Origin of the sequence: Mycolicibacterium madagascariense (genome assembly GCF_010729665.1) — a bacterium.
Taxonomy (GTDB): domain Bacteria; phylum Actinomycetota; class Actinomycetes; order Mycobacteriales; family Mycobacteriaceae; genus Mycobacterium; species Mycobacterium madagascariense.
Genome location: NZ_AP022610.1, coordinates 2,829,964 through 2,851,638, shown reverse-complemented (window position 1 = coordinate 2,851,638; position 21,675 = coordinate 2,829,964). Strand labels below are relative to the sequence as shown.

The window sequence follows — 21,675 nt, the reverse complement described above, 5'->3', positions numbered from 1 at the left end:
CCCGCACCGGCCGTCACCGCCCCTCGTTGTCCGGACCGGTCGGGTCGCGTCCCTCGTCGAGCGCATCCCAGATCATTCGCTCGGACATTCCGTCCCCGGCCTTCTCCTGCCGAGCGGCCTCCCGCTTGGCCGCCGGTGCCAGATACTTTCCCGGCGTCGTCGCCCCCCGTGCGCCGGCCGAGGCCGCCGAGCGCACCAGCAGCACCGCACCCGCCAGCGCGCCGACGGCGCCGATCAGCACGAGGACGGCGCCGCCGTAGTGCCGCTGCGCCCTGAGCAACGCGGTCACGGGGATTTGCGCCAACTCCACGGCCCGCGGCGCGACGTCGCGGGTCATCCAGAAGCCGATGCCGACGTAGCCCATTCCGAACGTGGCGACCGCCACCAGCGACGCGATGAGTCGCAGCACCCAGCCACGCACGGCCAGCGCCGCCACGGCGGCGGCAAGCGCGACGAGCGCCAGCGGCACCAGCGGGGTCGACCACGTCGCACCGTTGAGCGTCGTCATCCTCGGCCGTCCGAGACCGTCGGAGGAGGTCACGTCGACCCACGGCAGGCGCGATGCCGCCCACAGCGCCAGCGCCGAGAGCACCAGCAGTACCTGCGCGACACGGGTCACGGCTGCGCCAGCGTCGCTGCGGCCGCGATCGCGTTGAGCACGGCCTTGGCCTTGTTCGACGCCTCGGTGTACTCGTAGGGACCGTTGGAGTCGGCGACCACGCCCCCGCCCGCCTGCACGTAGGCCGTGCCGTTGCGGACGAGCGCGGTGCGGATGGCGATCGCGAAGTCGGCGTTGCCCGCGAAGTCCAGGTAGCCCAGCACGCCGCCGTAGAGACCGCGGCGGGTCTTCTCGACCTCTTCGATGAGCTGCATCGCCCGCACCTTCGGAGCTCCGGACAGGGTGCCCGCGGGAAAGCACGCCGTCACGGCGTCGAGTGCGGTCTTGCCCTCGGCCAGGTGGCCGGTCACCGTCGACACCAGGTGCATGACGTGGCTGTAGCGCTCGATGTGGCTGTAGTCCTCGACGCGAACGGTGCCGGGTATGCACACCCGGCCCAGATCGTTGCGGCCGAGATCGACCAGCATGAGGTGCTCGGCGCGTTCCTTCTCGTCGCTCAGGAGCTCCTTTTCGAGCAGGAGGTCCTCCTCCTCGTCGGCCCCGCGCCAACGGGTGCCGGCGATCGGATGAGTCGTCGCCTTGCCGTCGCTGACGGTGACGAGCGCCTCGGGGCTCGAGCCGACGATCGAGAAGTCAAGTCCCCCAATTTCATTCGGCACGTTGAGCAGATACATGTAGGGGCTGGGGTTGGTGACCCGCAGCATGCGGTAGACGTCGATCGGGTCGGCTGAGGTGTCCATCTCGAAGCGTTGCGACGGCACCACCTGGAAGGCCTCCCCTGCCGCGATGTCGCCGACGAGCTTGTCCACGATGGCCGTGTACTCCTCGACGGTGCGCTGAGCGCGGTGCTCGGGGGCGGGTCTGCTGAACGTCGCGACCGCCGAGGGCAACGGCTCACCGAGCGCGGCGGTCATCACCTCGAGCCGGGCGAGGGCGTCGTCGTAGGCCTCGTCGACGTGCTCGTCGGTGCCGTTCCAGTTCACCGCGTTGGCGATGAGGGTGATGGTGCCCTCGTGGTGGTCGACCGCGGCGATGTCGGTGGCGAGCAGCAGCAGCATGTCGGGCAGCTGCAGGTCGTCCACGGCCAGCTCGGGCAGGCGTTCCAGCCTGCGGACCATGTCGTAGGCGAAGAAGCCCACCAGGCCGCTCGACAGCGGCGGCAACCCGGGCAGCGTCGCGGTCTCCAGGACGCTCAGCGTGGCGCGCACCGCCTCCAGCGGATCGCCGCCACTGGGCGCGCCCTGCGGCGTGACGCCCAGCCACACGGCGTCGTCGCCGCGGACCGTCAACGCCGAGGGGGCGCCCGCCCCAATGAACGACCATCGCGACCACGACCGCCCGTTCTCCGCCGACTCGAGCAGGAACGTGCCCGGGCGGTTGGCGGCGAGCTTTCGATACGCCGAGAGCGGCGTCTCGCTGTCCGCGAGCACCTTTCGGGTCACCGGGACGACGCGGTGCTCGGCGGCCAGCGCCCGGAAGTCCTCGCGGGAGGTGGTGTTGGCGGTGGTGTGCACGGGTCGATCCTCCCAGACCCCCGTCGCGTAGCGTGACACCCATGAAGAAGGGCGACCGGGTCGACGATTTCGAACTGCCGGACCAGACCGGCACCGTCCGCAGCCTGACGAGCCTGCTTGCCGACGGCCCGGTCGTGCTGTTCTTCTATCCGGCAGCGATGACCCCCGGCTGCACCAAGGAGGCCTGCCACTTTCGCGATCTCGCCTCGGAGTTCGCCGCCGTCGGGGCCCATCGCGTCGGCATCTCCACCGATGCCGTGCAGAAGCAGGCCACGTTCGCCGACCAGCAGCAGTTCGACTACCCGCTGCTGTCGGACGTCGACGGCACCGTGGCGGCCCAGTTCGGCGTCAAGCGCGGGCTACTCGGCAAGCTGATGCCCGTCAAGCGCGTCACGTTCGTCATCGACACCGACCGCACCGTGCTCGACGTCATCGCCAGCGAGATCAGCATGGACAGCCACGCCGACAAGGCGCTCGCGACACTGCGATCCCGGTGAAACCCGTTCTGCAGCTTGCCGACGTGACCTTCCGGCGCGACGGCAAGCAGATCATCGACGGCATCTCGCTGACCGTGAACGAAGGCGAGCACTGGGCGCTGCTGGGACCCAACGGGGCGGGCAAGAGCACACTGCTCGGCTTCTGCGGCGCGGTCACGTTTCCCACCTCCGGCAGCGTCCGGGTACTGGGTGAACAGATGGGACGGACCGACCTGGCGACCCTGCGGCGGTCCATCGGTCACGTCAACCCGCGTCACCGGCTGCAGCACCCGCGCACCGTGCGCGAGGTCGTCTTCACCGGCATCACCGGCACCAACGACCTCCCGCTTCGTTGGACGCCGACCGCCGACGACGTCGCCCGGGCCGACGCCATGATCGACACGGTCGGTCTGCGCCGCATCGCCGACAGCACGTGGCCGACCCTGTCGCAGGGCGAGCGCGGCCGCACGCTGATCGCGCGCGCACTCATCGCGGGCCCGCGGCTCCTGCTCCTCGACGAGCCGTCGACCGGGCTCGACGTGGCGGCGCGCGAACAACTCCTGGAGACGATCGACTCCCTCGGCGAGGCACATCCCGACGTCGCGTCCATCCTCGTCACCCACCATCTCGAGGAACTGCCGAGCACCACCACGCACGCACTGCTGATCGCCGAGGGCCGCACCGTGGCCAGTGGCACCGCACTCGCCACCGTCACCACGGACAACGTGACGGCGGCGTTCTCGCACCCCGTGCATGTGGGGTACGACGACGGCCGCTGGACGGCGCGGGCCAAGGCGACCCGGATGGAGGTTTGACGATGGCCGGTCCCCACGCCTACAGCTACCGCGTCGCCGACGGCAGCGGGCTCCCCCACGACCCGCTCAACGCCATCGTTGGACCGCGCCCCATCGGATGGATCTCCACGGTCAGCGCCACGGGTGCGCGCAACCTGGCGCCCTACAGCTTCTTCAACGCGTTCAACTATCACCCGCCGATCATCGGGTTCTCGTCGGTGGGCTGGAAGGACTCCGTCGCCAACGCCGAGGCCACCGGTCAGTTCGTCTGGAACCTGGCCACCCGCGCCATCGCCGAGAAGATGAACGAGACCTCGGCGTCCCTACCCGCCGACGGTGACGAGTTCGTCCGCGGCGGCCTGACGCCGGTGCCCTCGATCGCGGTGACGCCGCCGCGGGTGCTCGAGAGCCCGGTCAACTTCGAATGCCAACTGACACAGCTCATTCAGCTGCGCGACGCGAACGGCCAGGACGTCGAGAGCTGGCTGGTGCTCGGTGAGGTGATCGCCGTGCACATCGACGAGCACCTGTTGGTCGACGGGGTGTACGACACGGCGGCCGCCCATCCGATTCTGCGCGCGGGAGGGCCCGCCGACTACGCCGAGATCGTGCCCGACGCCATGTTCGCGATGGAACGGCCCGACGACAGCGGCTAGCTTCGGTCCCGCGAACAGCCGCAAAGGTGCTCTTTACCGCGGCGTGTCGCGCACATTGGCGTCTGCTCGCGGGGGTGGCGCGCGGGATGGCTCGCCCGGGAATGGCCCGCGGGTCAGGTCTCGGGCGTCAGGAGTTGGTCGGCGTCGAAGCACGTGTGCTCGCCGGTGTGGCAGGCCGCTCCGACCTGGTCGACCTCCAGCAGCACGGTGTCGCCATCGCAGTCCAGCCGCACCGAATGCACGTACTGAGTGTGTCCCGACGTCTCGCCCTTGACCCACTGCTGCCCACGCGAGCGCGAGAAGTAGGTGGCCTTGCGCGTGGCGAGCGTCTGCGCCAGCGCGTCGTCGTCCATCCACGCGACCATGAGCACCTGGCCAGTCCCCCGCTCCTGCGCCACCGCCGCGACCAGACCGTCGGCGTTGCGCTTGAGTCGGCGGGCGATGGCGTCGTCGAGTGTCATCGCACCACGATTCCTTCCCTGGCCATCGCGGCCTTCACCTGGCCGATGGTCAGTTCCTTGAAGTGAAAGATGGTGGCCGCCAACACCGCATCGGCCCCGGCCTGCACCGCGGGCGCGAAGTGCTCGACGGCCCCGGCCCCTCCGCTGGCGATCACCGGAACCGTCACCGCCTCGCGCACCGCGTGCAGCATCGGCAGGTCGAAGCCGGCCTTCGTGCCGTCGGCGTCCATGGAGTTCAGCAGGATCTCGCCGACCCCGAGATCGGCGCCGCGGCGGGCCCACTCGACCGCGTCGATGCCCGTGCCGCGCCTACCGCCGTGCGTGGTGACCTCCCAGCCCGACCCCGTGGGCTGAGACCCGGCCGGCACCGTGCGGGCGTCGACCGACAGCACGATGCACTGCGACCCGAACTGGCGGGACAGCTCGGCGAGCAGCTCGGGCCGCGCAATCGCGGCGGTGTTCACCGAGACCTTGTCGGCGCCGGCCCGCAGCAGGGTGTCGACGTCGGCAACCGAGCGGACGCCGCCACCGACCGTCAGCGGGATGAATACTTGCTCGGCCGTCCTGCGGACCACGTCGAGCATCGTCGAGCGACCCGCCGACGACGCGGTCACGTCGAGGAACGTCAGCTCGTCGGCGCCCTCGGCGTCGTACACGGCCGCCAACTCGACGGGATCGCCTGCGTCCCTGAGGTTCTCGAAGTTGACGCCCTTGACGACGCGACCGTCGTCGACGTCGAGACAGGGGATGACCCGTACCGCGACGTCCATCAGAACTCCCCCGGGACGCCGAGATCGAGTGCCAAGTCGAGGATTTCGGCGTGCACGCTGGGCGCCCCGGCCAATGCGGAGCGCGACGTCGGCGTCCAATCCGCGCCTGCCAGATCGGTCACGACGCCGCCCGCCGCGCGGACGAGCGCCACGCCCGCGGCGTGATCCCACACGTGGTGGCCGAAGCTGATCGCACCGCCCAGCACGCCGGCACCGGTGTAGGCGAGGTCGATGCCCGTCGAGCCGTGCATGCGGACCCGGGAGCACCGGCGGCTCAGCTGCTCGAGGGTGGCCATCCGGTACCGGCCCGGGAACTCGCCGCGCGAGTCGACGTTGAAGGTGCCCATGCCGATGATCGAGTCACGCAGCTCGGCGGCCTTCAGCGGCGGTTGGGCAATTCCGTTGGCGTACACCGGGCCTCCGAGCACCGCGGTGTACCGCACGTCGGTGAACGGCAGCCAGGTCAGCCCGGCGACGGGGACGCCGTCGCGCAGCAGCCCCAGCAGCATGGCCGCGGTCGGCAGCCCGGCCGCATAGTTGAACGTGCCGTCGATGGGGTCGAGGATCCACACCAGCGGCGAGTCGATGGGCGCGCCGCCGAACTCCTCGCCGTGCACCCCGATGCCCGTCTCCTCCTGAAGCGCCCGCACCACCTGCCGCTCGATGGCGAGGTCGACCTCGGTCGCGAAGTCGTTGCCCTTCTTGGCCACCGCCGACTGGGCGCGATGGCCGGCGACGAACGGCTCGGCGGCGGCGTCGAGGATCACGGCGGCCGCGGCGACGAGCCCCGCGAGATCCGCGTCGTCCAGCGCCATCGCGATCTACCGACTCACCGCGGCGAGGGCCTCGGGGAGAGTGAACCGCCCGGCGTAGAGCGCCTTTCCGACGATGGCACCCTCGACGCCGACTCCGGTCAGCGTCGCGATCGCGCGCAGATCGTCCAGGCTCGACACGCCACCGGAGGCGATCACCGGCGCGTCGGTGCGGTCGGCGACCCCGGCCAGCAGTTCGAGGTTCGGACCGTTGAGCGTGCCGTCCTTGGTGACGTCGGTGACCACGAATCGCGAGCAGCCCTCGGCGTCGAGACGTTCCAGCACGGGCCAGAGGTCACCGCCGTCGGTCTCCCAACCGCGGCCGCGCAGCCGGTACTGACCGGCCTCCAGCTTGACGTCGAGTCCGACGGCGACCTTGTCGCCGTGCTCGGCGATCATGCGTGCACACCAGACCGGATTCTCCAGCGCGGCGGTGCCCAAATTGACTCTCGCACAACCGGTTTCCAGGGCGGCAAGGAGCGACTCGTCGTCACGGATGCCGCCGGACAGCTCGACGGCGACGTCGAGCTTGCCGGTCACCTCGGCGAGCAGCTCACGATTGGATCCGCGGCCGAATGCCGCGTCGAGGTCGACGAGGTGAATCCACTCGGCGCCGTCGTTCTGCCAGGCCATGGCGGCGTCGAGCGCCGAACCGTAGTCGGTCTCGCTGCCCGCCACGCCCTGAACCAGGCGGACCGCCTTGCCGTCGACCACGTCGACCGCAGGCAGCAGAATCAAACGCTCGCCACTCACTACGTAAGCCCCTCGACCCAATTCTCGAGCAGCGTCGCGCCGGCGTCGCCGCTCTTCTCCGGATGAAACTGGGTGGCGCTCAACGCGCCATCCTCGACTGCGGCCAGGAACGGTACGTGGTGCGTCGCCCACGTCAGCTTCGCATCGTCTGCGCCCTCCCACTGCTGGGCGGCGTAGGAGTGCACGAAGTAGAAGCGGGTGTCCGGGTCCAGGCCGCGCAAGAGCGTACTTCCCGGCGCCGCGTCGACGACGTTCCACCCCATGTGTGGGATCACCGGGGCCTCGAGCCGCACGACCGATCCGGGCCACTGGCCGCATCCCACGCTCTCGACGCCGAACTCCACCCCGCGACTGAACAGGATCTGCATGCCGACGCAGATGCCCAGCACGGGATGGTCCTTCGCGAGCCGGTCGGCGACGATCTTCTCCCCACCCACCGCCCGCAGGCCCGCCATGCACGCCTCGTAGGCACCGACGCCCGGCACGACCAGACCATCGGCAGCGGCCGCCGCATCCGGGTCGGCGGTCACCTCGACGTCGGCGCCGACCCGCTCCAGGGCGCGTTGAGCCGAGCGGAGGTTGCCCGAACCATAGTCGAGGACAACGACTTTCGTCGTCACAAACTACCCTTCGTCGACGGCACGCCCGATACTCGCGGATCGGGCTCGACGGCGTGGCGCAGCGCGCGCGCCACGGCCTTGAACTCGGCCTCGGTGATGTGGTGCGGGTCGCGACCGTAGAGGGTGCGCACGTGCAGCGCGATGCGGGCGTTGTAGGCCAGCGACTCGAAGACGTGCCGGTTGATGACGGTGTGGTACGGGGCGCTCGACCCGGCGATCGTGAAGTGCACCATGTAGTCCGGCTCGCCGGTGTGCACGAAGTACGGCCGCCCCGACACGTCGACGGCCGCGTGCGCGAGCGTCTCGTCCATCGGGATGTAGGCGTCCCCGAAGCGGCGGATGCCGCGCTTGTCGCCGAGCGCCTGACCGAGGGCCTGGCCCAGCACGATGGCGGTGTCCTCGACGGTGTGGTGACCCTCGATCTCGACGTCGCCCTCGGCGTGCACGGTGAGGTCGAAGCTCGCGTGGCTGCCGAGCGAGGTCAGCATGTGGTCGAAGAACGGGACGCCGGTGCTGACGTCGGTCCGGCCGGTGCCGTCGAGATCGATCTCGACGACGATGTCGGACTCCTTGGTCTTGCGCTCGATGCGCGCGCGCCGGGGGGCCGGGGTGGTCATGACGCTCCTACTGGGCTGGAATCCGTCGAGCGGAGTTCGGTTTCGGCGACGACGGCGCTCGCGTCGAGCAACACGTCGTTCTCGTCGGCGAGGCCGATGGTGGCACGCAGGTGACCAGGGATGCCGACGTCCCTGATCAGGACGCCCTGATCCAGGTAGCGCTGCCACGCCCGCGGGGCGTCGGAGAACCCACCGAACAGCACGAAGTTGGCATCGCTCGGTACGACCTCAAAACCCATGTCCGACAAGGCCTTCGACACCCGTTCGCGCTCGGCGACGAGCCGGGCGACGCTGCCGAGGGTGTCGTCGGCGTGCCGCAGCGCCGCGCGGGCCGCGGCCTGGGTGAGTACCGACAGGTGGTACGGCAGCCGGACCAGCAGGAGGGCGTCGACCATCGCGGGGTCCGCCGCCAGGTAGCCGAGCCTGCCACCGGCGAAGGCGAAGGCCTTGCTCATGGTGCGGCTGACGACGAGCTTGGCCGGATAGTCCGCCAGCAGCTGCACCGCGCTGGGCTCGGCGGAGAACTCGGCGTACGCCTCGTCGACGATCACGATGCCCGGCGCGGCGTCCAGCAGCCGACGCAGTTCCGCCAGCGAAATGCTTTGCCCCGATGGGTTGTTGGGGCTGGTGGCGAAGACGACGTCCGGTCGGCGCTCGGTGATCGCGGCGACGGCGGCGTCGACGTCGAGTGCGAAGTCACCGGCGCGCCGGGCCTCCAGCCACTCGGTCTGCGTGCCGTCGGAGATGATCGGGTGCATCGAGTAGGACGGAACGAACCCGAGGGCGCTGCGGCCGGGCCCACCGAACGCCTGCAGCAGCTGCTGCAGGATCTCGTTGGAGCCGTTGGCCGCCCACAGGTTTCGCGCGGTGAGCGTGACACCCGTGCGCCGCGTCAGATATGCCGCGAGGTCCGCGCGCAGGGCCATCGCGTCGCGATCGGGATAGCGGTGCAGGTCCGAGGCCGCGTCGCGCACCGAGGCGGCGACGTCGTCGACGAGGGCCTGGGTCGGCGGGTGCGGGTTCTCATTCGTGTTGAGCCGCACCGGAACCGACAGCTGCGGCGCTCCGTAGGGCGACTTGCCCCGCAGGTTGTCGCGCAGCGGCAGGTCGTCGAGGGAGATCTGGTGTGTGTCGCTCACTTCTGCCCACCGTTTCCCCGGTCGCTGGGCTCCTGCCCTTCGAAGCGGCGCCGGACGGCCTCGCCGTGGGCGGGCAGGTTCTCGGCGTTGGCCAGGGTGATCACGTAGCCGGACACGTCCTTCAAGGCCGCCTCCGAGTAGTCGACGACGTGGATGCCGCGCAGGAACGTCTGCACGGACAGCCCACTGGAGTGCCGCGCGCACCCCGCGGTCGGCAGCACGTGGTTGGAGCCCGCGCAGTAGTCCCCCAGGCTGACCGGTGACCACGGCCCGACGAAGACGGCACCCGCCGAACGCACCCGTCCCGCGACCGCCGACGCGTCGACGGTCTGGATCTCGAGATGCTCGGCGGCGTAGGCGTTCACCGTCCGCAGGCCCGCGTCGACGTCGTCGACGAGCACGATCGCCGACTGCCTCCCGGTCAGCGCGGCGGTCACCCGCTCGCGGTGCACGGTCGTCCGGAGTTGGGCGGCCACCTCGACGTCGGTGGCGTCGGCGAGTTCGACGCTCGTGGTGACGAGGACCGAGGCCGCCATCTCGTCGTGTTCGGCCTGGCTGATGAGGTCGGCGGCGATGTGCACCGGGTCGGCGGAGTGATCGGCCAGGATGGCGATTTCGGTCGGGCCGGCCTCGGAGTCGATGCCGACCCGGGAGCGGCAGATCCGCTTCGCCGCGGTCACGTAGACGTTGCCGGGGCCGGTGATCATGTCGACCGGGGCGAGTTCGGCACCGTCGGTGTCGGTGCCGCCGTGGGCCAGCAGGGCAACGCCCTGCGCCCCGCCGACCGCCCATACCTCGGTCACCCCGAGCAGGCGGGCGGCGGCCAGGATCGTCGGGTGCGGCCATCCGCCGAAGTCCGCCTGCGGCGGGCTGGCGACCACCAGACCGTCGACGCCGGCAATCTGCGCGGGCACCACGTTCATGACGACGCTCGACGGGTAGACGGCGTTGCCACCGGGGACGTAGAGGCCCACCCGCTCGACCGGCACCCACCGCTCGGTCACCGTCGCACCGGGGGCCAGCGTCGTGGTGGTGGAGGTGCGCTGCTGGTCGGCGTGGACGGCCCGCGCCCGCTCGATCGACACCTCGAGGGCATCGCGCACGTCGCGGTGGAGTTCGGCGAGCGCGTCGTCGAGGCGGGCCTGCGGCACCCTGACCGTTGCCGGTCGCACGCCGTCGAAGGTCTGGCCGTACTCCAGGGCCGCCTCGGCGCCCCGCTCGATCACGGCGTCGACGATGGGACGCACGGTGGGCACCACGGCGTCCACGTCGACTCCGCCGCGCGGCAGCACGGCGCGAAGCCGGGCCGCGGAGAGATGCTCGCCCCGCAGGTCGATGCGGGCCATCGGCACGGTCGCGTCACTCACGCCGTCTATTGTCCCAGAGCAGCACAAATCAGAATCCGGGAGCCGCCATGTCACCGTCAACACCGAGGAATGAACACCCCAATCACGCCCCGGGGGTGCCCATGCTGATTCCGGTATGGCTCGAACGGTTTCAGATCAAGTACGTCAACCCGCTGCTGCGTCCGCTGTCCAAGCGCATGCCCGGCTTCGCGGTGATCCGCCACCGCGGCCGTACCTCCGGCACGCAGTACGAGACCATCGTGACGGCCTACCGCAAAGGCGACCTGCTGGCGATCGGACTGCTGCACGGCAAGACGAACTGGGTGAAGAACGTCCTCGCCGCGGGTGAGGCGGACATTCACGTCGGCCATGAGGATCTGCACCTGGTCAATCCGCGGGTCCTGCCGGCGGGAACGGTCGATGAAACGCTCCCCCGGATCCCCCGCATGCTCGCCAAACGGCAGGGCACGTTCGTCGCCGACGTGTCCTAACGTACGCCGAACGGAAGTTTTGGCAAACTTCCCCGTTCGGAGGTAAACGCGTGTTTACTGGTCTTTCCGCTGTGGTACTAGCGGTTGGCCAAGTCCAGTCGAACGCGTCGGGAGATCTCCGGGAATGACCACCAAGCAGCACAAGACCTTGTTGACGACTGCCTGCGCGGCCGCCGTGCTGGCCGGCGCGGTGGGCGCCGCACCGTCCGACGAGCGGGCGAACATCCCGTCCGCCGGTCAGCAGCAGGCCCCCGCGCCCCGGTACTTCTCCCCGGCGCTGGCCGCCATCGTGCTGCCGAACATCCCCACGACGTCGGGGCCCACCGGCACGGACACCTCCACGACCGGCACCGCCCCCGCGCTGCAGGGGACGCCGACCGGGAGCACGCCGACGGGGGTTACGCCGACCGGCACCAGCTCCGTCACGGCCTTGGCCGCTGCCACGTCGAGCGGCAACAAGTTCAGCCCGGCGCTGCTCCTCGTGACCCCGAGCGTCACGACGGGTGGGAATGCCTCCAGCGGTCTGGCGGCCCTGCCCCCGGGCACGCCCGGCCCGATGATCGGCCAGTTCATCAGCGTGTTCATCAGCAACGGCGCGCCTGGCCACAACGCCGGCCTGCTGATCGGCAACGGCGGCGACGGGTTGCTGCCCGGCCAGGACGGCGGCAACGGCGGGATCCTGTTCGGCAACGGTGGCAACGGCGCCGCCGGAGCCCGCGGCGGCAACGGTGGCAACGGTGGCAACGCCGGCCTCTTCGGCAATGGCGGCAACGGCGGAGCGGGATCGCTCGACATCACCGGGGTCGGTCCCGTCACCGGTGGCAACGGCGGCAACGGTGGTAGCGGCGGCGTCGTCGCGGGCAACGGCGGACGCGGTGGCGACGGCGGCGTGGCCGCCACCCTGACCGGCAGTGCCACCGGCGGGAACGGTGGCGCGGGCGGCCGCGGCGGATCGGTGGCCGGCAACGGCGGCGACGGCGGCACGGGCGGTCTCGCCAACACCCCCGACCAGGCGGCGACCGGCGGTGCCGGCGGTACCGGAGGCGACTCGGGTGCCACCGGCGCCGCGGGCCACGGCGGCACCGGTGGCGACGCGACGGGGACTCAGGGAGCCACCGCCCACGGCGGCACCGGCGGAACCGGTGGCACCGGGGTCGCGGCGGGCACCCCCGGCGCGGGCGGCAACGGCGGCAAGGCCACCTCGGCCACGGGCTCGGCGACCGGCGGCGCGGGCGGTACGGGTGGTGCCGCCGCGACCGGCAAGGGTGGCACGGGCGGGTCGGGTGGCAGCGCGACGTCGTCGGGCGGCACGTCCACCGGCGGCAAGGGCGGCGCCGGTGGTGCGGGAAACCCCAAGGGCGACAAGGGTTCCGACGGCTGATCGACCGACAGGAGGTATCAGCCGCGCCGGGCGGCCCGTTCGGCGAATGTGAATTGACGCCACTAGATGACGGCGACTGGCGGGCTCAAGTGATCGCTGCAACACCTGATTTGTTGAGAGGTGTTGTTCGATGGCTTTTCGTGCTCGGGGTAGCAAAGCGCCGGAGTCGGCTCGTGGGGAGTTCTTGAGGGCGCTGAGGTTGGGGCTGTCGCAGTCGGCGGCTGCGACGGTGGCCGGGGTGTCGCATCAAACCGGTTCGAAATGGGCCGCAGAGGCGGGGGTCGCAGCCGATACGAGGCATCGGGGGATTCGGTACCCGGCAGCGGTGCGGGAGGTGTTCTGGGCGGCGATGCGCGGCGGGGCCGACGTCACGCAGGCCGCGGTGGCCGCGGGCGTGTCGGAGATCGCCGGTGCGGCCTGGGTCAAACAGGCTGGTTACGTGCCCAGAACCGCTGCTCCAGCTCGTGCCCTCGGCGCCGTCGATCGCTCGCCACGGCAGCGTGCGCCGCTGTCGTTTCTGGAGCGTTGCCGCCTGGAAGACCTGCTGGAGACCGGTTGCACCGCAGTCCGCGCTGCTGAACTGCTCGCCCGTCACCACAGCACGGTCCGCCGCGAGATCGCCAAGGGACTGACCTCGTCGGGGTATCGCGCCCGCGTCGGCCAGGACGTCGCCGAGGTCAATCGTCGCCGTCCGAAGGTGCGCAAGCTCGAAGGCGATCCTGTCGTGTTGGCCGAGGTTCTGAAAGGGTTGAGGTCGCGGCACAGTCCCGAGCAGATCGCGGGCCGGCTGCGGGTGGACTTCCCCGAGGATCCGGAGATGTGGGTGTCACACGAGACGATCTATCAGGCGCTGTACGTGCAGCCACGCGGGGAGTTGGCCAGGTTGGTCAAGGACGCGTTGCGAACCGGGCGCACTCGCCGAAAGGCGCAGGGCCGCAACACCTCCGGTGTAGGCAAGCTCAAGGGCATGGTCAACGTCAGCGAACGACCCGCCGAAGCCGACGACCGCGCGATCCCGGGCCATTGGGAGGGCGATCTCATCCTGGGTGCCACCGCGACGAACTCCGCGATCGGCACCATGGTGGAGCGCACCACCGGGTTCGTCATGCTGCTGCACCTGCGCGGCGACCGCACCGCGGCCACCCTGGCCGAGGCGATGACGACGAGGATCCCCGAGATCCCCGAGGTGCTGCGCCGCTCACTGGCCTGGGATCAGGGCAGTGAGATGGCGTTGCACACCACGATCACCGAGGCCACCGGACTGCCGATCTACTTCTGCGACCCGCACAGCCCCTGGCAGCGCGGCACCAACGAAAACACCAACGGCCTACTCCGCCAATACTTCCCCAAAGGCACCGACCTGTCGTTCTACGGACCCGGCTGGCTCGACGAAGTCGCCGCCGAACTCAACGCCCGACCCCGCAAACGCCTCGGCTTCCGCACCCCCGCCGAAGAACTCGACCGGTTACTCTCAGACCCGTCCACATTCGTTGCAGCGACCGCCTGAATCCAAGACTTCACCTAGACGCTCAAGTGAAGTCTGGGCACGCGGTTGACTTCACTTAGATGCTTAAGTGAAGTCTCGACGCGAGGTTGACTTCACTTGGCGAGCTATGACGCCCGTAGGAGCCCGCACCCGGAACGGGTCGGCACCCCCGGCCTACGTCTCCAAAGGGGTTGTCCCGCAGTCGGTTTCACACGTCGAGGCCGACGTCGAGCACCCGCACCGAATGGGTGAGCGCGCCGACGGCCAGATAGTCGACGCCGGTGCCTGCGTAGGCGGCGGCATTCTCCAGCGACAGGTTGCCCGAGGACTCCAGCGCGACGTGCCCGGCCCGGGCGGCTCGGCGCTGCACCGCCATCTGCGTCATCCAGACGGGGAAGTTGTCGAGCAGGATCAACGGCGCGACACCCAGGTCCTCGCCGAGGATCTCGTCGAGTTGCTCGAGGGAATCCACCTCGACTTCGACCGGTACGTCGGGTGCGGTCTCCCGCACCGCCCGCAGCGCCGCGACCACCGACCCGGCCGCCGCCACGTGGTTGTCCTTGATGAGCGCGGCATCGCCGAGCCCCATGCGGTGGTTCACCCCACCCCCGACGCGCACCGCGTACTTCTGCAGCATCCGTAGCCCGGGAAGGGTCTTGCGGGTGTCGCGGATCTTGGCGTCGCTGCCCTGCACCGCCTCGACCCAGGCCGCGGTCGTGCTCGCGATGCCCGACAGGTGGCACACCAGGTTCAGCATGGTGCGTTCGGCGGTCAGCAAGCCCCGCGTGGGCGCCTCGAGCACCAGCAGCGACTCCCCGGGCTCGATGCGGGTGCCGTCCTTGACCCGAGACACGACGCGGTAGGAGTCCGGGCCGATGACCTCGTCGAGCACCAGCAGCGCGACGTCGACGCCCGCGGCGACGCCCGGCTGGCGGGTCACTATCGAGGCCGTCGTGGTGGCGTCGGCGGGCACCGTCGCCACCGACGTGACGTCGGGCCCGTAGCGCAGATCCTCGTCGAGACCCCGGCGGACCACGGCCCGCGCGTCGTCGCGTTCGTCGACGGTGAGTTCCATCAGCAGCACGCCTGCGCGGGAGCGGTGATCGTCGCGACGCCCGCGGCGTCCAGTCGCACGACGGTGCTCATCGCGCGGGACGGATCGGGGTGTGGGTGATCGGCGCGATGATGGCTGCCCCTGGACTCGGGTCGGTCCAGTGCCGCCGCTACGACGGCCGTCGCCGCGGCAGTCAGGGCGGCGTCCTCGACGGCTGCCCGCCCGGTGAGGTCGCGGGGACGGGCGGTGTCGAGCAGATCGCGCACCTGCGCCAGACCGGCGGCGTCGCGCACCACCGAGGCGTGCCGTGTCATGGCGCGCTGCAATTCGGACCGGTCGAGCGTCCTTCGGCGGACGGGGTCGACGACCGCGCGGGGCGCGGGGGCGTCCGCGGCGTGCGCGACGGCGGCCAGCCCGGCGCGGCGGCCGACGACCAGACCCTCGAGCAGGCTGTTGGACGCCAACCGGTTCGCGCCGTGCATTCCGGTGCGGGCCACCTCCCCGGCGGCGAACAGCCCCGGCAGTTCGGTACGCCCGTCCACGTCGGTGACGACGCCGCCGCAGCTGTAGTGGGCGCCGGGCACCACCGGGATCGGGGTGCGGGTGGCGTCGATGCCGGCCGCCAGACAGGCCGCGGCGACGGTGGGGAACCGTCGGGCGAAGTCCTCGACGCCTCGCGCGTCGAGGTAGACGCAGGCGTCCCCCGTCGTGGCGAGGCGCCGGTCGATGGCTGCGGCCACCACGTCGCGCGGCGCCAGGTCACCCATCGGGTGCACGCCCGCCGTCACCGACTCGCCGCGGGCGTCGACGAGGATCGCGCCCTCGCCGCGCAGGGCCTCGGTGATCAGTGGGCGCCGCCCGCCTGCCCTGCCGTCGAACAGCATGGTCGGGTGGAACTGGACGAACTCGAGGTCGGCCACGGGTAGCCCGGCCCACAGCGCCAGCGCGACGCCGTCACCCGTGGAGCCCTCGGGGTTCGTCGTCGCCGAGAACAGGTGACCGAGGCCCCCGGTGGCCAGGATCACCGAGGGTGCATGGATGACGCCGAGCCCGTCCTCGTTGCGCACCAGCACGCCGGTGACGGCCGTGTCGTCCCGAAGTACTTGCAGCGCAACGTGATCGCGCCGGACGTCGAGATGCGCGGCGGCGTGGTCGAGCGCACGCTGCACCTCGGCGCCGGTCGCGTCGCCGCCGGCGTGGATGATGCGCCGCCGGGAGTGGCCGCCCTCGCGGGTCAGGGACCACCGTCCGGGTGCGGCCTCGTCGAACCGTGCGCCGTCGTCGACCAGCCCGGTGATCGCGGCGTAGCCGTCGGCGACGATCGACGTCACTGCGTCGGCGTCGCACAGGCCACCGCCCGCGGCGAGGGTGTCGGCGACGTGCGCCGCGATGGAGTCGTCGGTGCGCGGCAGGACCACCGCGATGCCGCCCTGGGCATAGAACGTGGCCGTCGCCCCCTCCCTCTGGACGGCCTTGCTCAGCACCACGACGCGGCGACCGCGGCGGTGGGCGGCGAGTGCCGCGGCCAGGCCGGCGACACCGGTCCCGACGACGACGACGTCGGCCCGTTGCTGCCAGTGGCCGACCCCGCCGCAGGAGGGCGTCATTCCCCGCCGCCAGGCTGGCCGATCTCGATCATGCGCTGCACGCTGCGACGGGCGGCGGCCGCGACGTCGGCGTCGACGTGCACCTCGTCGGCGCCCTCGACGAGGCAGCGCAGGAGCGCCGCGGGGGAGATCATCTTCATGTAGCGGCAGGATGCCCGGTCGTTGACCGCGCGGAAGTCGACCTCGGGTGCCGCCCGGCGAAGCTGATGCAGCATGCCGATCTCGGTGGCGACGAGTACCTGGCGCGCCCTGGTCTCGCGTGCCGCGTCGAGCATGCCGCCGGTGGACAGGATCTTCACCCGGTCGTCGGGGAACGCGCCCTCGCCGGCCAGATACAGCGCCGAGGTGGCGCAGCCGCATTCGGGGTGGACGAACAGCTCGGCGTCGGGGTGCGCGGTGGCCTGCGCGGCCAGCTCGTCGCCGTTGATGCCGGCGTGCACGTGGCACTCCCCGGCCCAGACGTGCAGGTTCGTGCGGCCCGTCACGCGGCGGACGTGGGCACCCAGGAACTGGTCGGGGCAGAACAGCACCTCGCGGTCCTCGGGGATGGAGGCCACGACCTCGACGGCGTTGGACGACGTGCAGCAGACGTCGGTGAGCGCCTTCACCGCGGCGGTCGTGTTGACGTAGGACACGACGACGGCGTCGGGGTGCTCGGCCTTCCAGGCGCGCAGCTCGTCGGCGGTGATCGAGTCGGCCAGCGAACAGCCGGCCCGCTGGTCGGGGATCAGCACGGTCTTCTCGGGGCTGAGGATCTTCGCGGTCTCGGCCATGAAGTGGACCCCGCAGAACACGATGGTGTCCTCGGATGCCTCGGCGGCGATCCGGGACAGTGCCAGCGAGTCACCGACGTGATCGGCCACGTCCTGGATGGCGGGCAGCTGGTAGTTGTGCGCGAGCAACGTCGCGTTGCGCAGCTCGGCGAGCCGGCGCACCTCTGCCGCCCAGTCCTGGTCACCGTCGATCCCGGCGTAGCCGGCGGGGCCGTTGGTGATCCGCGCGGCCAGATCGCCGCTCGTCGTGGTGAGGTCCACTACCGTCATGGTCGTCTCCTTTGATCCCGACGGGGTTTTCGACTTATGATCGAAAACATGCCTGATACTAGCACTGCGCACGAAGTCCTCGCCGTCGTGTTTCAGGTTCGCCAGCTCTCCTCCCGAAACCCGCAGCTCAGCGTGCTGCTCTGGGAACGGGCCATGGACCCTCAGCGCGGTGCGTGGTCACTGCCCGGCGGCCGGCTCCGGCACGACGAGGACCTGACGACCTCGGTGCGCCGCCAGCTCGCCGAGAAGGTGGACCTGCGCGAACTCCTGCATCTCGAGCAACTGGCCGTCTTCAGCGATCCCCACCGCGTGCCCGGCCCGCGCACGATCGCCTCGACCTTCCTGGGGCTGGTGCCCTCCCCCGCCACCCCCGAGCTACCCCCCGACACCCGCTGGCATCCGGTCGCCGAGCTGCCGCCGATGGCCTTCGACCACGGCCCCATGATCACCAACGCCCACGCCAGGCTGATCGCCAAGCTGTCCTACACCAACATCGGATTCGCGCTCGCACCAAGGGAATTCGCGGTCTCGACGCTCAAGGACGTCTACGACGCGGCGCTCGGCTACCAGGTCGACGCCACCAACCTGCAACGCGTGCTGGCCCGCCGCGGCGTGATCACGCCCACCGGAACCACCGCGAAGTCGGGCCGCAGCGGCGGTCGGCCGGCCGCGCTGTTCCGCTTCACCGAGGCCCGCTACCGCGTCACCGACGAGTTCGCCGCCCTGCGGCCGCCGACCTGACCGAGGCCCCCGATTGGGATTCGAGCCCGGCCTGTGGACACAATGGTTCGATGGACTCTGGCAACGCCGCCGTCTCGACCGGTGCCGAATGGATCGGTCGGGCTCCCCACGAGGAGCTGGACCGCACGTCGCGGCCGGTGCTGCCCCGCCACGATCCCTTCCACGTCCCGCCGCCCGGGTTCGAGCACGCGCGCCCCGGCACGGTGTTGCGCTCGCGCGACGTGGAGCTCGCCTTCCTCGGCCGCGTCCCCCAGAAGCTGACGGCAACCCAGCTGCTGTACCGCTCGACCGATCTCAACGGGCAGCCGATGGGCGCCGTCACGACCGTCATCGTGCCCCCGGACCGGGCCGGCGGCAGCCGGGGTCCGATCCTGTCGTATCAGTGTGCGATCGACGCGGTCGCCAGTCGTTGCTTCCCGTCCTACGCGTTGCGCCGGGGCGCGAAGGCCATCGGTGCGCTGGCCCAGTTCGAGTTCCTGCTGATCTCCGCCGCGCTCGCCGAGGGCTGGGCCGTCTCCGTGCCCGATCACGAAGGGCCGCAAGGGATCTGGGGTGCGCCGTACGAGCCCGGCTACCACGTCCTCGACGGCCTGCGCGCCGCGCTCAACTACGAACCGCTGAACCTGTCGACGGACGCCCCGATCGGGCTGTGGGGCTATTCCGGCGGCGGCCTCGCCAGTGCGTGGGCCACCGAGGTGTACGCCGACTACGCGCCGGAACTCCATCTCGTCGGCGCGGTCCTCGGGTCGCCGGTCGGCGATCTCGGCCACACCTTCCGCCGGCTCAACGGCTCGTTCTTCTCCGGGTTGCCCGCCCTGGTGGTCGCCGCGCTGTCGCACGTCTACCCCGATCTGGACCGCGTCATCAGCCAGCACGTCACGCCGGAGGGCAAGGCGATGCTGGCCGAGATCCAGGATCTGACGACCGCGCACGCCGTGCTCAAGCTAATCCGCAAGGACATGGGCACGATGGTCGACGAGCCGCTGGAGAACATCCTGCGCACCCCCGAGGTGCAGCACGTGTTCGACAGCATCAAGCTCGGCACCGCGGCTCCGAGCATTCCCGTGCTGATCGTGCAGGCCGTGTACGACGAGCTCATCTCCGTCGCCGACATCGACGCGCTCGCGGAGACCTATTCGGCGGGCGGCACGGACGTCACCTATCACCGCGACCTCCTAAGCGAGCATCTGCTGCTGCACCCGCTGTCGGCGCCGATGACGCTGCGCTGGCTGCGCGACCGTTTCGCGGGCAAGCCGCCGTCGAGCAAGCGGTCGCGGACCAAGTGGCCGACGATGCTGAACCCGTCGACCTACCGGGGCATGCTGCGGCTCGGTCTGATCAGTGCGCGGGTGATGACGGGTCGACGGCTGGACCGGCGACCGCTGTCGGCTCTGGATAGGTGATCGGCGGCCACGCGCCGAGGTCGTCGCGCTTGGTGGACAGCGCGCAGATCGCGTAGACCAGGGCCGCGATCCCCGCGGGCACGATGAGCGACGCGGCGATCTGCAGCGGGGTGTGGCCGAAGAAGACCGCGGGCGCCTCGTGGGTGTAGGACACCCGGTGCTGGGGCGAGATCGGGGCTCCCGCGACGTTCACCGCGCCGTACCGCCAGTGCGCCAGGGCGGCACCGACACCGGCGGCCGCTCCCGCCGCGGCCAGGGCGCCGAGGGACAGCGCGCCGACCATGACCGGTCCGCGGTGGGCCCGCCACTGCCACGTCGCGACGGCCGCGGACACCGCCAGCACGAACAGCAGACCCGTCATGAGGAAGGCGCCGAGGAAGACGAAGTCCGAATCGTCGCCGAGGTAGCCCTGCACCCGCTCGCCGCTCTTGGTCAGCGCCACGACGACCTGGATCGGCGGCGCCAGCCACGCCCAGACCACGCCGAGGAGTGCGCCCAGCAGGGCCAACCCGACGACGACGCGAATCGCCGCCTGCCGCAACGAGAGTCGCGGCGCCTCGATGTCAGCGGCGGGTGCGGAGGGCGCGTGCGGAAGGCTCATCGCTGGGGTTCCTGATCGGTGGAGTCCCGCTCGCCATGGCGCGAGCACCGCGCCGACCAACCGTCGGGGCGCACCTGGACGATCATGCGCCGGCCGCATTCGCCGCAGAAGCGCGGCGGCTCCAGCCCGAGTGCGGCCGCGGCCGGGACGGCGGTGCCCGCGGGCTCGCCGGTGTAGACGTTGAAGGGGGGCGTCATCGTCAGATGCTGGCGTTCAACGCCTTGATCGGCATCTGCAGATCGTCGAGCAGTTCGAGATCGGACTCCGCGGGCCGCCCGAGCGTGGTCAGGTAGTTGCCCACGATGACGGCGTTGATGCCGCCCAGGATGCCCTGCTTCGCACCGAGGTCGCCCAGGGTGATCTCGCGACCGCCCGCGAAGCGAAGCATCGTGCGCGGCAACGCAAGTCGGAATGCGGCGACGGCCTTGAGCGCCTCGGTGGCGGGCAGCACCTCGAGGTCGCCGAACGGCGTTCCCGGCCGCGGGTTGAGGAAGTTGAGAGGTACCTCGTGCGGGTTCAGTTCGGCCAGGTTGGCGGCGAACTCGGCGCGCTGCTCGAGCGACTCACCCATGCCCAGGATGCCGCCGCAGCACACCTCCATGCCCGCCTCGCGCACCATCTCCAGGGTGCCCCAGCGCTCCTCCCACGTGTGGGTCGTCACGACGTTGGTGAAGAACGAGCGCGCGGTCTCCAGGTTGTGGTTGTAGCGGTGCACGCCCATCTCGGCGAGCCGGTCGACCTGCTCCTGGGTCAGCATCCCCAGCGAGCACGCGATCTGGATGTCGACCTCGTTGCGGATGGCCTCGATGCCCGCGGCGACCTGGGCGAGCAGACGTTCGTCCGGTCCGCGGACGGCCGCCACGATGCAGAACTCGGTGGCGCCGGACTTGGCGGTCTGCTTGGCCGCCTCGACCAGGCTGGGGATGTCGAGCCACGCGCTGCGGACCGGCGACGCGAACAGCCCGGACTGCGAGCAGAAGTGACAGTCCTCCGGGCAACCGCCGGTCTTGAGGCTGATGATGCCCTCGACCTCCACCTCGGGGCCGCACCACTTCATCCGGACCTCGTGGGCCAGCGCCAGCAGGTCCTCGAGACGGTCGTCGGGCAGCTGCAGCACCTGCAGGATCTGATCCTGGGCGAGGCCTTCGCCGCGCTCGAGCACCTGCTCCCTGGCCAGACCCAACACGTCCACCGTCGCCTGCGTCACTCGGACTCCTCCTGCACTGAGAACTTGAACGGTGTTTAGGCTACAGGGGTGCATCAGGCCCGCCGCCACGCCCGCGCAGATGTG

24 protein-coding genes are annotated in these 21,675 nt (G+C 70.7%); 8 read left to right on the top strand and 16 right to left on the bottom strand.

Annotated features, from left to right (window positions below; genetic code table 11):
* Positions 1-13: 13 nt before the first annotated feature.
* Both G6N60_RS13410 and G6N60_RS13405 read right to left on the bottom strand, forming a co-directional pair.
* A complete protein-coding gene (locus G6N60_RS13410) occupies positions 14-619 on the bottom strand; it encodes a TIGR02234 family membrane protein (protein WP_163737820.1) in 606 nt (201 codons plus the stop codon).
* Positions 616-2,133, bottom strand: coding sequence for an anthranilate synthase component I (locus G6N60_RS13405; RefSeq protein WP_163737817.1), 1,518 nt, complete (start codon positions 2,131-2,133; stop codon positions 616-618). The genes G6N60_RS13410 and G6N60_RS13405 overlap by 4 nt, the downstream gene beginning before the upstream one ends.
* Before the next feature lie 41 nt (positions 2,134-2,174).
* On the opposite strand from G6N60_RS13405, the gene G6N60_RS13400 reads away from it, so the two are divergent.
* Genes G6N60_RS13400 through G6N60_RS13390 form a run of 3 tightly spaced genes read left to right on the top strand, consistent with a single transcriptional unit; the run spans position 2,175 to position 4,059 of the window.
* A complete protein-coding gene (locus tag G6N60_RS13400; protein ID WP_163737814.1) occupies positions 2,175-2,630 on the top strand; it encodes a peroxiredoxin in 456 nt (151 codons plus the stop codon).
* Positions 2,627-3,424: an ABC transporter ATP-binding protein gene (locus G6N60_RS13395; RefSeq protein ID WP_163737811.1), complete on the top strand. Its 798-nt coding sequence runs from the start codon at positions 2,627-2,629 to the stop codon at positions 3,422-3,424. Before G6N60_RS13400 ends, G6N60_RS13395 begins: the two co-directional genes overlap by 4 nt.
* A gap of 2 nt (positions 3,425-3,426) precedes the next feature.
* A complete protein-coding gene (locus G6N60_RS13390; protein WP_163737808.1) occupies positions 3,427-4,059 on the top strand; it encodes a flavin reductase family protein in 633 nt (210 codons plus the stop codon).
* Positions 4,060-4,172: 113 nt separating this feature from the next.
* On the opposite strand, the gene hisI is transcribed toward G6N60_RS13390, so the two are convergent.
* From hisI to hisD, 8 genes are read right to left on the bottom strand one after another with little or no spacing between them, the layout of a single operon-like run.
* The gene (hisI, locus tag G6N60_RS13385; protein ID WP_163737803.1) at positions 4,173-4,520 is read right to left on the bottom strand and encodes a phosphoribosyl-AMP cyclohydrolase; all 348 of its coding nucleotides are present in this window, start codon (positions 4,518-4,520) and stop codon (positions 4,173-4,175) included.
* Entirely contained in the window at positions 4,517-5,290 is a 774-nt protein-coding gene (hisF, locus tag G6N60_RS13380) for an imidazole glycerol phosphate synthase subunit HisF (RefSeq protein WP_163737800.1), read from the bottom strand. The genes hisI and hisF overlap by 4 nt, the downstream gene beginning before the upstream one ends.
* Positions 5,290-6,105 (bottom strand): inositol monophosphatase family protein, encoded by an 816-nt coding sequence (locus tag G6N60_RS13375; protein ID WP_163737796.1) that lies wholly within the window; start codon positions 6,103-6,105, stop codon positions 5,290-5,292. Before G6N60_RS13375 ends, hisF begins: the two co-directional genes overlap by 1 nt.
* Positions 6,106-6,111: 6 nt before the next feature.
* Positions 6,112-6,855, bottom strand: coding sequence for a bifunctional 1-(5-phosphoribosyl)-5-((5-phosphoribosylamino)methylideneamino)imidazole-4-carboxamide isomerase/phosphoribosylanthranilate isomerase PriA (priA, locus tag G6N60_RS13370; protein WP_179969688.1), 744 nt, complete (start codon positions 6,853-6,855; stop codon positions 6,112-6,114).
* On the bottom strand, positions 6,855-7,475 hold the full coding sequence (gene hisH / locus G6N60_RS13365) for an imidazole glycerol phosphate synthase subunit HisH (RefSeq protein ID WP_163737793.1): 621 nt from the start codon (positions 7,473-7,475) through the stop codon (positions 6,855-6,857). The genes priA and hisH overlap by 1 nt, the downstream gene beginning before the upstream one ends.
* Positions 7,472-8,092 carry an imidazoleglycerol-phosphate dehydratase HisB gene (hisB, locus tag G6N60_RS13360; protein ID WP_163737790.1) on the bottom strand — a complete coding sequence of 207 codons (621 nt, stop codon included), beginning with the start codon at positions 8,090-8,092 and terminating at the stop codon, positions 7,472-7,474. Before hisB ends, hisH begins: the two co-directional genes overlap by 4 nt.
* A complete protein-coding gene (locus G6N60_RS13355; RefSeq protein ID WP_163737787.1) occupies positions 8,089-9,231 on the bottom strand; it encodes a histidinol-phosphate transaminase in 1,143 nt (380 codons plus the stop codon). The genes hisB and G6N60_RS13355 overlap by 4 nt, the downstream gene beginning before the upstream one ends.
* A complete protein-coding gene (gene hisD, locus G6N60_RS13350; RefSeq protein WP_163743897.1) occupies positions 9,228-10,577 on the bottom strand; it encodes a histidinol dehydrogenase in 1,350 nt (449 codons plus the stop codon). The genes G6N60_RS13355 and hisD overlap by 4 nt, the downstream gene beginning before the upstream one ends.
* Positions 10,578-10,699: 122 nt before the next feature.
* Here hisD and G6N60_RS13345 point away from each other — a divergent pair, with 122 nt between their 5' ends.
* The 3 genes from G6N60_RS13345 to G6N60_RS13335 all read left to right on the top strand — a co-directional run bounded on the left by G6N60_RS13345 (position 10,700) and on the right by G6N60_RS13335 (position 13,956).
* Positions 10,700-11,068, top strand: coding sequence for a nitroreductase family deazaflavin-dependent oxidoreductase (locus G6N60_RS13345; protein WP_163737783.1), 369 nt, complete (start codon positions 10,700-10,702; stop codon positions 11,066-11,068).
* A 124-nt stretch (positions 11,069-11,192) separates the two neighbouring features.
* Positions 11,193-12,449 (top strand): hypothetical protein, encoded by a 1,257-nt coding sequence (locus tag G6N60_RS28905; RefSeq protein ID WP_163737779.1) that lies wholly within the window; start codon positions 11,193-11,195, stop codon positions 12,447-12,449.
* Positions 12,450-12,798: 349 nt separating this feature from the next.
* The gene (locus G6N60_RS13335; protein WP_443678359.1) at positions 12,799-13,956 is read left to right on the top strand and encodes an IS30 family transposase; all 1,158 of its coding nucleotides are present in this window, start codon (positions 12,799-12,801) and stop codon (positions 13,954-13,956) included.
* Positions 13,957-14,143: 187 nt separating this feature from the next.
* Here G6N60_RS13335 and nadC read toward each other — a convergent pair whose 3' ends face one another.
* From nadC to nadA, 3 genes are read right to left on the bottom strand one after another with little or no spacing between them, the layout of a single operon-like run.
* Positions 14,144-15,010, bottom strand: coding sequence for a carboxylating nicotinate-nucleotide diphosphorylase (gene nadC / locus G6N60_RS13330; protein WP_163737773.1), 867 nt, complete (start codon positions 15,008-15,010; stop codon positions 14,144-14,146).
* Complete coding sequence (locus G6N60_RS13325; RefSeq protein ID WP_163737770.1) at positions 15,010-16,596, bottom strand: L-aspartate oxidase; 1,587 nt, start codon at positions 16,594-16,596, stop codon at positions 15,010-15,012. The genes nadC and G6N60_RS13325 overlap by 1 nt, the downstream gene beginning before the upstream one ends.
* The gene (nadA, locus tag G6N60_RS13320) at positions 16,593-17,639 is read right to left on the bottom strand and encodes a quinolinate synthase NadA (RefSeq protein ID WP_163737767.1); all 1,047 of its coding nucleotides are present in this window, start codon (positions 17,637-17,639) and stop codon (positions 16,593-16,595) included. The genes G6N60_RS13325 and nadA overlap by 4 nt, the downstream gene beginning before the upstream one ends.
* Before the next feature lie 48 nt (positions 17,640-17,687).
* Between nadA and G6N60_RS13315 the strand changes: the two genes are divergently transcribed.
* Positions 17,688-18,380 (top strand): NUDIX hydrolase, encoded by a 693-nt coding sequence (locus G6N60_RS13315; RefSeq protein ID WP_163737762.1) that lies wholly within the window; start codon positions 17,688-17,690, stop codon positions 18,378-18,380.
* A gap of 50 nt (positions 18,381-18,430) precedes the next feature.
* Positions 18,431-19,783: a lipase family protein gene (locus G6N60_RS13310; protein WP_163737759.1), complete on the top strand. Its 1,353-nt coding sequence runs from the start codon at positions 18,431-18,433 to the stop codon at positions 19,781-19,783.
* Here the strand turns inward: G6N60_RS13310 and G6N60_RS13305 are convergent.
* From G6N60_RS13305 to bioB, 3 genes are read right to left on the bottom strand one after another with little or no spacing between them, the layout of a single operon-like run.
* Positions 19,719-20,384, bottom strand: coding sequence for a DUF2567 domain-containing protein (locus tag G6N60_RS13305; RefSeq protein ID WP_163737756.1), 666 nt, complete (start codon positions 20,382-20,384; stop codon positions 19,719-19,721). The two genes, G6N60_RS13310 and G6N60_RS13305, sit on opposite strands and share 65 nt — an antisense overlap.
* The gene (bsaP, locus tag G6N60_RS13300; protein ID WP_163737753.1) at positions 20,381-20,581 is read right to left on the bottom strand and encodes a biotin synthase auxiliary protein BsaP; all 201 of its coding nucleotides are present in this window, start codon (positions 20,579-20,581) and stop codon (positions 20,381-20,383) included. Before bsaP ends, G6N60_RS13305 begins: the two co-directional genes overlap by 4 nt.
* Before the next feature lie 2 nt (positions 20,582-20,583).
* The gene (gene bioB / locus G6N60_RS13295; protein ID WP_246240630.1) at positions 20,584-21,645 is read right to left on the bottom strand and encodes a biotin synthase BioB; all 1,062 of its coding nucleotides are present in this window, start codon (positions 21,643-21,645) and stop codon (positions 20,584-20,586) included.
* Between the last annotated feature and the right edge of the window lie 30 nt (positions 21,646-21,675).

Coding starts and splice junctions, on each gene's coding strand:
- bsaP (WP_163737753.1), bottom strand. CDS start 20,581: ATGACGCCCCCCTTCAACGTCTACACCGGCGAGCCCGCGGGCACCGCC.
- G6N60_RS13310 (WP_163737759.1), top strand. CDS start 18,431: ATGGACTCTGGCAACGCCGCCGTCTCGACCGGTGCCGAATGGATCGGT.
- G6N60_RS13325 (WP_163737770.1), bottom strand. CDS start 16,596: ATGACGCCCTCCTGCGGCGGGGTCGGCCACTGGCAGCAACGGGCCGAC.
- hisB (WP_163737790.1), bottom strand. CDS start 8,092: ATGACCACCCCGGCCCCCCGGCGCGCGCGCATCGAGCGCAAGACCAAG.
- G6N60_RS13315 (WP_163737762.1), top strand. CDS start 17,688: ATGCCTGATACTAGCACTGCGCACGAAGTCCTCGCCGTCGTGTTTCAG.
- G6N60_RS13400 (WP_163737814.1), top strand. CDS start 2,175: ATGAAGAAGGGCGACCGGGTCGACGATTTCGAACTGCCGGACCAGACC.
- hisD (WP_163743897.1), bottom strand. CDS start 10,577: ATGGCCCGCATCGACCTGCGGGGCGAGCATCTCTCCGCGGCCCGGCTT.
- hisI (WP_163737803.1), bottom strand. CDS start 4,520: ATGACACTCGACGACGCCATCGCCCGCCGACTCAAGCGCAACGCCGAC.
- nadC (WP_163737773.1), bottom strand. CDS start 15,010: ATGGAACTCACCGTCGACGAACGCGACGACGCGCGGGCCGTGGTCCGC.
- G6N60_RS13335 (WP_443678359.1), top strand. CDS start 12,799: ATGCGCGGCGGGGCCGACGTCACGCAGGCCGCGGTGGCCGCGGGCGTG.
- G6N60_RS13345 (WP_163737783.1), top strand. CDS start 10,700: ATGCTGATTCCGGTATGGCTCGAACGGTTTCAGATCAAGTACGTCAAC.
- G6N60_RS13390 (WP_163737808.1), top strand. CDS start 3,427: ATGGCCGGTCCCCACGCCTACAGCTACCGCGTCGCCGACGGCAGCGGG.
- bioB (WP_246240630.1), bottom strand. CDS start 21,645: ATGCACCCCTGTAGCCTAAACACCGTTCAAGTTCTCAGTGCAGGAGGA.
- G6N60_RS13305 (WP_163737756.1), bottom strand. CDS start 20,384: ATGAGCCTTCCGCACGCGCCCTCCGCACCCGCCGCTGACATCGAGGCG.
- G6N60_RS13375 (WP_163737796.1), bottom strand. CDS start 6,105: ATGGCGCTGGACGACGCGGATCTCGCGGGGCTCGTCGCCGCGGCCGCC.
- nadA (WP_163737767.1), bottom strand. CDS start 17,639: ATGACGGTAGTGGACCTCACCACGACGAGCGGCGATCTGGCCGCGCGG.
- hisF (WP_163737800.1), bottom strand. CDS start 5,290: ATGGACGTCGCGGTACGGGTCATCCCCTGTCTCGACGTCGACGACGGT.
- G6N60_RS28905 (WP_163737779.1), top strand. CDS start 11,193: ATGACCACCAAGCAGCACAAGACCTTGTTGACGACTGCCTGCGCGGCC.